The 11,697-nt window shown below is 64.8% G+C and carries 12 protein-coding genes; 5 read left to right on the top strand and 7 right to left on the bottom strand.

From position 1 onward, the window contains the following. Positions 1–126 precede the first annotated feature (126 nt). Complete coding sequence (locus tag P1K88_RS02860; protein WP_276412394.1) at positions 127–1,038, top strand: S1C family serine protease; 912 nt, start codon at positions 127–129, stop codon at positions 1,036–1,038. A gap of 54 nt (positions 1,039–1,092) precedes the next feature. Next, positions 1,093–1,305, top strand: coding sequence for a hypothetical protein (locus tag P1K88_RS02855; RefSeq protein WP_276412392.1), 213 nt, complete (start codon positions 1,093–1,095; stop codon positions 1,303–1,305). Positions 1,306–1,459: 154 nt separating this feature from the next. Here P1K88_RS02855 and fer read toward each other — a convergent pair whose 3' ends face one another. The 6 genes from fer to htpX all read right to left on the bottom strand — a co-directional run bounded on the left by fer (position 1,460) and on the right by htpX (position 7,062). Continuing rightward, positions 1,460–1,849 carry a ferredoxin Fer gene (gene fer, locus P1K88_RS02850; RefSeq protein WP_276412390.1) on the bottom strand — a complete coding sequence of 130 codons (390 nt, stop codon included), beginning with the start codon at positions 1,847–1,849 and terminating at the stop codon, positions 1,460–1,462. A 69-nt stretch (positions 1,850–1,918) separates the two neighbouring features. Then, entirely contained in the window at positions 1,919–3,109 is a 1,191-nt protein-coding gene (locus tag P1K88_RS02845) for an inorganic phosphate transporter (RefSeq protein ID WP_276412388.1), read from the bottom strand. 81 nt (positions 3,110–3,190) lie between these two features. Then, positions 3,191–3,673, bottom strand: a complete 483-nt coding sequence (locus P1K88_RS02840) for a hypothetical protein (RefSeq protein WP_276412387.1) — start codon at positions 3,671–3,673, stop codon at positions 3,191–3,193. Further along, positions 3,670–4,287 (bottom strand): PspA-associated protein PspAB, encoded by a 618-nt coding sequence (gene pspAB / locus P1K88_RS02835; protein WP_276412385.1) that lies wholly within the window; start codon positions 4,285–4,287, stop codon positions 3,670–3,672. The genes P1K88_RS02840 and pspAB overlap by 4 nt, the downstream gene beginning before the upstream one ends. A gap of 485 nt (positions 4,288–4,772) precedes the next feature. Continuing rightward, positions 4,773–5,966: an AI-2E family transporter gene (locus P1K88_RS02830; RefSeq protein WP_276412383.1), complete on the bottom strand. Its 1,194-nt coding sequence runs from the start codon at positions 5,964–5,966 to the stop codon at positions 4,773–4,775. Between the two features lie 214 nt (positions 5,967–6,180). Continuing rightward, positions 6,181–7,062 (bottom strand): zinc metalloprotease HtpX, encoded by an 882-nt coding sequence (gene htpX, locus P1K88_RS02825; protein ID WP_276412382.1) that lies wholly within the window; start codon positions 7,060–7,062, stop codon positions 6,181–6,183. Positions 7,063–7,169: 107 nt separating this feature from the next. Between htpX and P1K88_RS02820 the strand changes: the two genes are divergently transcribed. Genes P1K88_RS02820 through P1K88_RS02810 form a run of 3 tightly spaced genes read left to right on the top strand, consistent with a single transcriptional unit; the run spans position 7,170 to position 10,285 of the window. After that, a complete protein-coding gene (locus tag P1K88_RS02820) occupies positions 7,170–8,066 on the top strand; it encodes an NAD-dependent epimerase/dehydratase family protein (RefSeq protein ID WP_276412381.1) in 897 nt (298 codons plus the stop codon). 55 nt (positions 8,067–8,121) lie between these two features. Beyond that, positions 8,122–9,258 carry a 60S ribosomal export protein NMD3 gene (locus tag P1K88_RS02815; protein WP_276412379.1) on the top strand — a complete coding sequence of 379 codons (1,137 nt, stop codon included), beginning with the start codon at positions 8,122–8,124 and terminating at the stop codon, positions 9,256–9,258. Continuing rightward, positions 9,251–10,285 (top strand): class I SAM-dependent methyltransferase, encoded by a 1,035-nt coding sequence (locus tag P1K88_RS02810; protein WP_276412377.1) that lies wholly within the window; start codon positions 9,251–9,253, stop codon positions 10,283–10,285. Before P1K88_RS02815 ends, P1K88_RS02810 begins: the two co-directional genes overlap by 8 nt. 66 nt (positions 10,286–10,351) lie before the next feature. On the opposite strand, the gene aglM is transcribed toward P1K88_RS02810, so the two are convergent. Continuing rightward, entirely contained in the window at positions 10,352–11,653 is a 1,302-nt protein-coding gene (aglM, locus tag P1K88_RS02805) for a UDP-glucose 6-dehydrogenase AglM (RefSeq protein WP_276412376.1), read from the bottom strand. Positions 11,654–11,697: the final 44 nt, after the last annotated feature.

Here is an 11,697-nt window from a genome sequence, read left to right as displayed (position 1 = left end):
GCGAATGACGATTTACCTAACAATAAAGGCCACACATAGCAGGAGGTAGCGGCCTCGGCGATGTCAATTGGATCTATTGGACTGCACATAAGAGAATATAAATAACAGACTTCTCTCATACGTATAATGTCCGATACTAATTCAAGACGACAATTCCTCCTCTCAGCATCTGTTGCCGCCTCAGGACTCCTTGCAGGCTGCACAAGTGACCTAGGAGGTGGAACAGGCTCCTCAAGAGAAACCAATAATTCCACGAGAACTCCCAGTTCAACTTCCACGAGAACTCCCAGTTCAACTCCCGCAGACCAGAGATCGCAAGAACGAATACGTGAATTAGAGCAAGAACTTGAAGAAAAAGAACAACGAATTGAGGAACTTGAATCCCAATCGAATAGAGATTCCGATTTCTCAGACGAAGTCCGCTCCCAAGCACTTTCCATCGGAGAGACAGTACGACAAGCTGTTGTAGTATTAAAGGCCGGCACCGGAGGTGGTGGGACAGCGTGGTTCATTGATGACGATACTCTTGTAACGAACAGTCACGTTGTTGGTGACAGCGACAGTTTTGAATGCTGGACAATAAACGGTGAAAAATTTTCACCAAGTTTAACTGGTAAATCAGATCACAATAACTCGCCCTATCACGATGTGGCTGTTCTTGACACTGATTTCTCACCACAAACAACACTTTCCCTTGGAAATAGTGACACTCTCACGAAGGGACAACCCGTTGTTCAAGTCGGTCACCCATTTTCAGTCGGTGAATGGGTAGTTGCTCTCGGACGATATCTAGAAGAAAGTTATGGTGGTGGGATACTCTCCTCAGTCCCTAACGTCTCTGGGAACAGTGGCAGTCCACTGGTGGATTTAGACGGAAATGTTGTTGGACTTACGACTGGAAATACACTCCAAGAAGGTGGCAGTCGTGGCGACCCAGAACCTGTTCCGTTAGAAGTCAAAGAAGAATACGATAGCAACGAAGTTGCCACGCACGAGTCCACCCCCATAATCGAACAATACGTCACGCAATTCAGCTAGAATCCCGAAATTCAGTACGTACTTTGTTCTCGCATATGCCAATAACTGGCTCTGTTGAAACCCATCAAGACTGACATAACACGGGGCATCATCGTGTGGTTGGACGTGCTGATTGTGGTGAATTTACAGCTCGGCCAGTATCAGGTCGTGTCAGTGCTGGAGTCGGTCGGCGGTATCGTCGTGGCGGTGAGCGCGATGCTGTTCTACTTTGCGAACGAGGAGATACAGCGAATGGAGGATGGGCCAAGCGATGTGCGAGACGGGTGACCCCACACTTCCGTTAGAATAATCTGATGGAAGTCACTCGTAATACGTGTTACACCGGGATGCAGCGGCTAAAAACGTCATATTTGGGGCGGACTACCTGCGATGGTAGACCGTATCTCAGTGCTTTGTGACCACAGTGTGGCCCGCTACTGTTTTAGATGACGCGGTTCTGCAGGTAGTCGAGGTGCTTCGCGTTGTAGACGATCTTGACCTCGTCGGCGTCGGGGCTGCCGATGCAGGTCAGGCGGACGTTCTTCTCTTCGACCTCCTCGTCGGAGAGGATCTGCTGCATGTCCATGTCGATATCGCCCTCGAGGACGATTGCGGCACAGTTCGCACAGGCACCGGCGCGACACGAGAAGGGCCAGTCGTAGCCCTGTGCCTCCGCGGCCTCGAGGATGTACTCGCCCTCGTTGACCTCGATCGTTCCGTGGTCCTCTGCGTCGAGGCCGGCGTCGCCGGCCTTCTCGAAGAGGTCGTCGGCGTACAGGTCCCAGCCCTGGTCGTCCACTACTTCGTAGTTAAGGTACTCAACGGTTGGCATCACCTGCGAGGTTCGGACCCCGACTTGTTAGACTTTGCCCTTCAGGCCGACTTCGTGGGGGGAATCCGGTCAGGCGACCGGCAGAAACCGGAAGACGAGGTAGGCGGCCACCGTCGCGATTGAGGGGACGATGTTCTGGAGGAAGATGACCCGCGCCGTGGTCCCGGGTTCGAAGAGGTCCGACGCCTTCGGGATGTCGTCGCGGGACTCCTCGCCGATGGGTTCGGGGTGTTTCGGCGTCTCGGTCCGGTCGCCGACGGTCGGCGCGTCGTCGGCCGTCAGCGACCCGACGGAGGCGACCGGCACCTCGCCTTTCACCGTGTCGGTCAGGCGCGTCGTCCGGGTCGCCCGCCCCCACCCGAGGCCGACGATGCTCATCGTCGCGATGATGACGAAGCTCGCGGGGATGCCCAGCGCCGAGAGGAAGGTGACGATCGTCGAGGCGACGGCGGCGACGACGATGGCCGCGACCAGCGGGAGGTCCGTGAGGTCGTTTCCCACCGTGTCCATCGTCCGCCGGGCGATGGTGAACGCACCCAGGCCGATGGCGCCACCGCCGAGCAGGATGGCCGGCGTCATGGCCAGCGAACCGTTCCCGACCAGCGGCGCGACGGCGTTGGCGACGTTCGACGCCCCCGCCGAGAAGCCCATGTAACACCCGATGCCGATGACGACCGTCGTGCCGACGAACTCCCGGGGTGTGGTGTTCTCGCCGAGCGTGACCGTCGGTATCGCCCCCGACCGGTCGACGTCGACCAGCGAGCCCTCGCTCTGGGAGATGGCAAAGAGTTCGACCAGCCGCGGGTAGAAGTACCGACCGATGACGCCGCTGACCCAGAAGGCGATGATTGGCGAGACGAGCCACCAGGAGACGATCTCGAGCATCAGGCCGGCGTTGAGCGTCCCCCGGGCGAGGCCGAGACCGGCGATGGCGCCCACCGCGGTCATCGACGTCGAGGCCGGGACGCCGGCGACGTTCGAGAGGAAGAGGGCAAAGCCGATGAAAAAGAGGACGACGATGCTGATCAGCGGCGAGAACGAGGTGGCGACGAGGTCGCTCCCGAGACTCCGGACGACGGCCGGACCGACGATGAGGCCGCCGGCGAGGGCGAAGACGGTCATCAGTGCCGCCGCCGATAGCTTCGAGAGGGTGTTGCTCCCGACGGCCGGACCGAAGGCGACACCGGTCGAGGAGCCGCCGATGTTGAACCCGACGAAGATAGCCACTATGATACCGATAGCGAAGAGAACCTCGACCATATCCGGTGTCAGAGGGGCCGCCGGCTAAAGGGTACCGAACACGACCGCTCGTGGTCCTGGCTGACACGAGCCGTGGTTCGGTCAGTCCATCCCGAGACTGCCGAGGTAGACCAGGCTGAGGCCGCCGACGAGTATCAGCACCCCGAAGACGACGTCGTAGCCCGTCAGGACCCGACTGCCGACCTCGCCCGTGGCAAAGAGGGCGAATGCCGCCGCGCTCGGGAGCGGCCGGGCCGCAAGCGAGCGCCAGAACTGCCCCGCCGACAGGCGCAGCCCCTCGATGCCGCCGTCGAAGCGGGCCCGAAGCGAGCGGTCGTCGTCCGGGTTCGATACCGTTTCGAGCGCCGAGAGCCCGTCCCGGTCGACGGTGACGACCCGCCCAGTGTGGACGCGCTCGCCGTCGCCGTCGCCGACCTCGATGAGCGTCACCGTCGTCTCCGTAGTGCCGACGACGCGGTAGACGCCGGCCGCGAGGGGGGCCGCCGGCCCGTCGTCGCCGGCCGCGCGCAGATGGGCCCCTACCGCCGGCCCGTCGTCGCCCACCGTCGGACTGTTCTCGCTCACTCCCACGGGTGCCACCCGGGCTTGTCGGGCCACAGCGGGTACCAGTACTCTTTCTCCTGCTCGAGGGTTATCTCGCCGTCGAGGTTGCTCTCCAGTTTGAACTCCGCCGTCGAGTCCCGCTCGTGGCTCTCGCGTGTGTCGGGCGCGAACGGGTAGTAGGCGCCCCGCCGGAAGGAGTAGACCCAGTAGGCCGGCTGACCGTCGTGCTCGCGCTCGAACGAAAAGAGCGCCGCGAGCAGGCGCGATCCGTAGCGCCGCTCCACGAGCGTGTCGGCCGCGAAGTGAATCGCGGTCAGCAGGTCCTCGAAGTCCGGGTCCTCGAAGACGATCCACTGGTAGCCGTGGTCGTCCGTCTCGAAGGTCGCCTCCGTGCCGGTCTCGACCTTCCCGGCCTCGAGGATGGACTCGACCTCCTCCATGGCGTCCCGGAAATCGGTGTTGTCCACGTCGGCGAAACAGAGGGCCGCCTCGCCGGTCGGTTCGTAGCCCAGTTCCGCCTCCATCGTGATGTAGGCGGTGCTCATGCCAAAGAGGTCGTCCGGGTCGGCATCCCGGGTGGCGTCGGCCTCGGCTTTCATGCCGAGGGCGCTCTTGAGTCCGTCCAGCAGTCCCATACAGGTGTGAAGGGAGGCGACCCTCAAGTGGTTTCGCTCCTAGCGTGACGAGAATACACGTCAGCAGTGGCCGGTATCAAGAACCAGAAAGCCCCGACACGCTGGACTCGGGGGTGGTTCGAAAGACGGCGTTACCGTCTTTCGTCATCACGGAAGACCGGAGGTCTTCCGAACGACCTCGCTGCGCTCCTCGCTTCGATTCGGTGCTTGCGTCGTCCGCCTTCGTCCAGCGTGCCGCCCCTTTCAGTCCCGCCCGAGGGTCGGTCTGAGGCCGACACTCGAGATGGCCTTCGTGTCATAGATTGCCGGACAACGAACTATCGAGGAGACAGACGAGTTCCGAGCGTGTCACCAGTCTGTTGAACCTCGCCGGTCGGAGACAGGTTTCAGTAGTCGTGCTGCATACAGAGCGCAAGTCTTGCATGGCCGAACGGTCTGAAAACGACGGTACATCGGAGACGTAGAGTTACCGCGAGTGGACACGTTCACGTCGAGTCAGGGTTCTCCTCGGAATCGTCGGCTTGTCCGGATTCGTCGGTCCCGGCCGCGATATCGGGGTCACGAGTATCACCGTCAGCCGTAGTTACGTCTGCCCCTCCAGCAACCCATTCGCCGGTCGGCGAGGTCGGCCGCGTGTCCGCACCCGATCCGACTAGATCTGGAACGACCACGCGTGCGAAGTCCGTGATGACGACGAGAATCAGGGGTCCGAGAAAGAGCCCGTACCACCCGAACAATAGCGGGCCGAAGATGTATGCGAACATTACCGCACCGACGTGGAGGTTTCGCCCCGAGACGTACGGACGGATCACCAAGTCCGGGATCGTGTCCACGACGACGAACGTGACGGCGAAGAAAACGAGCGGAAACCAGAGTAGTTGGGGATCAGAGATCGCGGCCAGGCCGGCGAGATAGAGTGAGACCGGGACGTAGACGATCTTCATTCCAACGACAGGAATGAGACTGCCGGCACCGGCGAGCAGACCGAGCAGGATCGGGACCGGAACTGGAACGGCCGGCGGCGCGATCGCCGCGAGGATCGAAAACACGATCGCGCCGACGGTCCCGATAAGCAGTGCGTTCAGAATGTTCCCGAAGAAGACAGTCTTGAGGTCGGAATCCACCGCACGTCCGTAGGTGACCAGCGTTTCGTCGGCGAAGTTGTTGTGGGTCCACGCGACCAAGCGGTCGCCGTCTCGAAGCAGGTAGAACGCGAGCGCCAGCGCGACAAACAGGTGGAGCAGTCCCGTGAGAACGACTCCGAGGTACTCCGTCATCGCTGTGGCGGTATCCGTTAGGATGCCTCGGAGACGCGATTCCGCCAGGAGCTGTCCAGGATCGGATACGAGCGTCTGGAGCACCGTTTGGAGTTCCGCTGTCAGACCGGCGAAGTCGGTGTATGGGCCGAGAAGCTCTCCGTAGCCAGACAGGTCCAATGCGGCGAGCGACCGGAGTTCCCCGAGACCAAGCGCGGCCGTGTACCAGAACAACAAGACGACGGGCAGTACGAGTACAAACAGGGCCACCGCTGCCGCCAGACTCGGCGGCCGGATTCGTCGCCGCAGACGGGCGTAGATTGGGCGGGTCGCGTAGTAAAGAAACAGGCCGAGAACGAACGTTCCGACGAACGAATAGAGCACGAAAAGCAAGACTCCCGCGAGGACGAAAGCCAGCCCCATCCAGACGAGACGAGAGTAGTCACCCGATCCGAACATGGATTTCCGCCGGCGCGTTGCCGGCGGCTGAGTACAGGTTCACTCGGACGGGTGTAGTTATAGAGTACTTAGGTGACCGGAGCGGTCGAAAACCGAGATGGATCGTTGGCTGATCCGCTGATCGCGGTTCCCGCAGCGAGCGAAGGGAGCGAGGAAACCCGAGGCCGAAAAAGGTACTTTAGAAGCCTTCCAGCTCGCGTTCCAGGTCACGCAGGCGGTCGACGCGCTTCTCGGTCGAGGGATGGGTGCTGAACAGGCGGCCCAGCCACCCCGACTTGATGGGGATGATGAAGAAGGCGTTCATCTCCGCCTCCGAGCGCAGGTCCTCCTTGGGGACCTTGTCCATCCGGCCGTCGATCTTCATCAGGGCGTTGGCCAGCGCGGCCGGTTTGCCCGTGATGACCGCCCCGCCGCGGTCGGCGGCGAACTCGCGGTAGCGGCTGAGCGCCCGGATGAGCAGGAACGAGACGATCCAGACCACAAGCGAGACCAGGATGGCGACGAAGACGGGGACCTGTTGCTGGCCGCCGCGGTTGCGCCCGCCGGAGAACAGCCAGCCCCAGCGGACGATGAGGAAGGCGATCGTCGAGAGGAACGAGGCGATGGTCATCACCGCCACGTCGCGGTTCTTGATGTGGGCCAGTTCGTGGGCGATGACCCCTTCCAGTTCCTCCTGGTCGAGGGTGTTCATGATGCCCGTCGTGACACAGACCGCCGAGTTCTTCTTCGAGCGGCCGGTCGCGAAGGCGTTGGGTACCCGCGAGTCGGCGACGGCCACCGTCGGTTTGGGGAGGTCGGCCTGCTGGGAGAGCCGGTCGATCGTGCGGTGGAGTTCCGGATACTCCGACTCGCTGACCTCTTTGGCCCCCATCGAGTACAGGGCGATCTTATCACTGAAGAAGAACTGCACGAACAGGAACCCGCCCATCACGACGGCGATGAGCGCCAGGTTCTGGAAGTACAGCGTCAGCGCACCGAGGAAGACGATATACAGGGCGAACAGGAGGAACATGGTGAGCGCCATCCGCCCACGGAGCCCCCAGTCGGTTTGCCACTCCATGGGCCGGGGTAGGAGACGGAGCCTCTAAAACCTCGTCATCGCGTGTCGGACGGGCGCGATGCCAACGGTGTCCCCGGGTCTTTATGCGGTCGGGACCAACGACGGCTATGACCGAGACTGTCATCGTCACCGGCGGCCGCGGCCGCTCCGGGCGCTGGATCTGCGACCACCTCGCGAGCGAGGGGTACCACGTCGTCTGCGTCGACTTGGACCACCCTGGCTGGGAGGTCCCCGTCCGCGAGCGCGTCGAGTTCAAGGCCGTCGACGTGACCGACGGCGCGGAGGTCCGGGACCTCGTCAGCGAGATTGCGCCCGACGCCGTCGTCCACTGGGCGGCGATTCCGGCCCCCGAGCGTCACGCCGGCACGCGCGTCTTCGACACCAACGTCTCGGCGACCTACAACGTCTTAGACGCCGCCGGTCGAGCGGGTGCGGACGTCGTGTGGGCCTCGTCGGAGAGCGCCTACGGCCTCGCGTTCGCCGAGGAGACGCCGCTGCCGGCCTACCTCCCGATGGACGAGGCCCACCCGATGGCCCCCGAGGACCCCTACGGCACCTCGAAGGTGGCCGGCGAGGAGATCGCGAAGATGGTCGTCCGCCGGGACGGCGTCGACGTGGCCTCGATTCGCCCCTCGTGGATCCAGTACCCCGGCGAGTACAACTGCCTGGACGTGGTCGAGGGGGACATCGACGGCGGCGCAGGCAACTGCTGGTCGTACGTCGACGTCCGGGACGTCACCACCATCGTCGCGGCCGCGCTCGAGGCAGACCTCGACGGCCACGAGGCGTTCCACGTCGCCGCGGCCGACAACTACGTCGGCCGGCCGACCGCCGACCTCGTCGAGGCGTTCTGGGGCGAACTGCCCGCAGAGTGCGAGCTCGAGCGCGACCAGTCGGCGCTCTCGACGGCGAAGGCACAGGGGCTGCTGGAGTGGGAGCCGGCCCACTCGTGGCGCGAGGCTTCCGAGGAGACGATTCCCGAACCGAGTCTGCTCGACGAGTGACGCCGGCGGCGAGCAAACGCAATACGTAACCGGCTGAGTCCAGTACGACGGGACAATGAGCCGGTCCGGAGCCTTCTGCCCGCAGTGTGGCGACGAGATGTCGGGCGTGCCCGACGACCGACCGGACCTGCCGGGCGCGCGCCGGGACTCAGAGCGGGTGCTGTGTGACGCCTGTTACTTCGAGGCGTTCGAGCTCGTCGACGCGCCCGAGGAGATCCAGGTCCAGGTCTGTGCCCACTGCGGGGCGGTCCACAAGGGGAACCGCTGGGTGGACGTCGGCGCCGACGACTACACCGACGTCGCCGTCGAACAGGTCAGCGAGGCGCTGGGCGTCCACGTCGACGCCCAGTCAATCGCCTGGCAGGTCGCCCCCGAGCACCTGGACGAGAACAACATCCGGATGCACGCCGAGTTCTCCGGCGTCGTCCGCGAGACGCCGGTCACCGAGGAGGTGGTGGTGCCGGTCAGCATCTCGCGTGGGACCTGCGAGCGCTGCGGGAAGATCGCCGGCGGGTCGTTCGCCAGCATCGTCCAGGTCAGGGCCGACGAGCGCGACCCCACCGACCGGGAGGTAGCGCGAGCAAAATCCATCGCCGAGGCGTACGTCGCCGAGCGCGAGGCCACCGGCGACCGCAACGCCTTCATCACCGAGACGAAGGAGATTCCCGAGGGGCTGAACATGAAGATCTCGACGACCCAGATGGGCCACGGCATCGCGAAACGCATCACGGCCCAGCTGGGTGGCTCCTATTCGGACTCGAAGCGCCTCATCACCGAAGACGAGGACGGGCAGCCGGTCTACCGGATGACCTACGCGGTCCGCCTGCCGCGTTACCGGCAGGGCGAGGTCATCGACCCCGAGGACGGCGACGGCCCGGTGCTGGTCCGGTCGGTCCAGGGGAACCTCAAGGGCGTCCGGCTGGCGACCGGCGATCACTTCGAGGCCAGTTTCGAGGACGAGGACGCCCCGGACGCCGAGCGCCTGGGCTTTCGCGAGGACGGCCAGCCGACGACGCTCGTCGCCGTCGAGGACGCCAACGCCGTCCAGGTGCTCGACCCCGAGACGTTCGAGAGCGTGACGGTTCCACGCCCCGAGTACCTCGACACCGACGCCGAGGCGGTCCCCGTGCTGAAGAGCCGGGCGGGCCTGCACGTGCTGCCAGCGAACGGAGCCGACGACGAGGATGTCTGAGGAAGCAACCAGCGACCGGCGGCTCGCCGTCGTGGTGGGCAAGCCCCGTGCCCAGTCGGTCATCGACGCACTCGACGCGGAGGGCGTCTACGACGCCGACCGGAGCGTCCGCTCGTGGGACACCGACAGCGTCGCCGTTCCGGTGACCGACTCGCCGTCCTCGGTCGAGGTCCGCGAGGTCGTCCAGCAAGTGGGCGAACCGCGACTACGAACCCTCGAGGACCACCTCCGCCAGCGCGGCTGGACCGAAGGTGAACTCGACCGGGCCCCCTCGTCGTGGGCCGTCGTCGGGAGCGTCGTCCTCGTCGACGTGGGCGACGCCCCGCGACCCGAGGAGCTCGGGCAGGCGCTGCTGGCGCTACACGGCGAGGCCGACACCGTGCTCGCGCGGGGCGGCATCTCGGGGGCCCACCGCGAACCCGACGTCGAGGTCGTCGCCGGCGAGGGCGACACCGAGACGGTCCACACCGAACACGGGACCCAGTACGGGCTGGATCTGGCCGAGGTGATGTTCTCGCCGGGCAACAAGGCCGAGCGGGCGCGGATGGGCGAGGTGGTCAGCGAGGGCGAGCGCGTGCTGGACATGTTCGCCGGCATCGGCTACTTCACGCTGCCGATGGCCAGGGCCGGCGCGCAGGTCACGGCCGTCGAGCGCAACCCGACGGCCTTCCGCTACCTGATCGAGAACCTGGTGCGAAACGGCGTCGACGACCGGGTGCAACCGTACCGGGCCGATTGCAGAGCGGTCGTCGCCGGCCTGGGCGAGACGGAGACGGTCGACCGCGTGATGATGGGCTACTACGAGGCCCACGAGTACCTCGATTCGGCGCTCGCGGCGTTGCGATCCGGCGGCGTCGTCCACATGCACGAGGCCACGCCCGAGGCGCTGGTCTTCGACCGGCCCGTCAAGCGACTCGAGACGGCCGCGGCCGACGCCGACCGGTCGGTCGAGGTGCTGGCGACGCGCGAGGTGAAAGGGTACAGCGAGGGGGTCGCCCACGTCGTCGTGGACGCCAGAATCACCTGAGGGGCGGGGAGTGGCCCGGTAAGCACTCGTTACCGGGTCACAGTGCCCGTACCGGGGCGACGGGCGCTACCACGTCAGTCCCTCGTAGGTGATGCCCTCGCGGCGCTCGACGATGCGGCGGCCGTCGACCACGACGGGGTCTGCCATCGCGTCGAACTCGTCGTCCAGGGCCGCGAACTCGTCCCAGTCGGTGACGACCACCGCACCGGACGCCTCCTCCAGCGCGGCGGCGGCCGAGTCCGCGTACTCGATGGCGGGGTACTGCTCGCGCATGTTCTCGGTGGCGACGGGGTCGTAGGCGACGACCGCCGCACTGCGGGCCTGTAACCCCTCGATGACCGGCACCGCGCGGGTGTTGCGGATGTCGTCGGTCCCCGGCTTGAACGCCAGGCCCAGTACCGCGACGCGCTTGTCGCTGACGTCGACGTGTTCGTCCAGCAGGGAGAGCAGGCGTTCGGGCTGGGCGTCGTTGAGTTCGACGGCCGCCGAGAGCATCTTCGGGTCGTACCCGCGCTCGCGGGCGGCAGATATTATTGCATCTGTGTCTTTCGGAAAACAACTTCCCCCCCAGCCGACCCCACTCCGGAGGAACTGCTCGCCGATGCGGTCGTCCAGGCCGATGGCGTCTGCCACCGCGTAGGCGTCGACGCCGAGCTCCTTGCAGATGTTCCCGATGTCGTTGATGAGGCTCACCTTCGCGGCGAGGAAGGTGTTGTTGGCGTACTTTATCATCTCGGCCTCGGCGATGCCGGTCTCGACGACGGGCACCTCGCCATCAGCGGCCTCGCGGAGCGGGGCGTACAGTTCGTGGAGGGTGGCGAGCGCCCGGTCGTCGTCGGTCCCGAAGACGAGTTTGTCGGGGTTCAGGAAGTCGGCGACGGCGGTCCCCTCCCGCTGGAACTCGGGGTTCGAGGCCACGAGGAAGTCCCGGCCGCGTTCGAGGCCGGCCTCGGCGATGCGGGCCGCGAGGACGTCGTCGGTGGTCGTCGGGACGACGGTCGACTTCGTGACCACCAGGTGCGGGCCGTCGCGGTCGACGGCGGCCAGGGCCTCCCCGACCGAGGCCGCCCCGGCCTCCATGTACTGGAGGTCGATGCTTCCGTCTTCGTTGGAGGGTGTCGGCAGGGCCAGCATCGTCAGGTCCGTCTCGGGGACGACGGCGTAGTCGGTGGTCGCCCGGAGGCGCCCGCCACCGTGTTCGGCGACCAGTTCGTCCAGGCCGGGTTCGTGGATGGGGGACTCGCCGGCGTTGACGGCCGCGACGACGTCCTCGTCGACGTCGATGGTCGTGACGTGATGGCCGAGGTCGGCGAGACACGCTGCGACAGTGGTACCGACGTACCCGCTGCCGACGATGCTGACGTTCATCGGCCGTGGCTTTGCGAGCGGCGCCCTTGAGAATTCGGGTCCTA

The organism is Haloarcula halobia (assembly GCF_029338255.1).
In the GTDB taxonomy this organism is placed as follows: domain Archaea; phylum Halobacteriota; class Halobacteria; order Halobacteriales; family Haloarculaceae; genus Haloarcula; species Haloarcula halobia.
The sequence above is the reverse complement of the archived record's forward strand: the minus strand, read 5'-3'. Positions and strand labels throughout refer to the sequence as shown.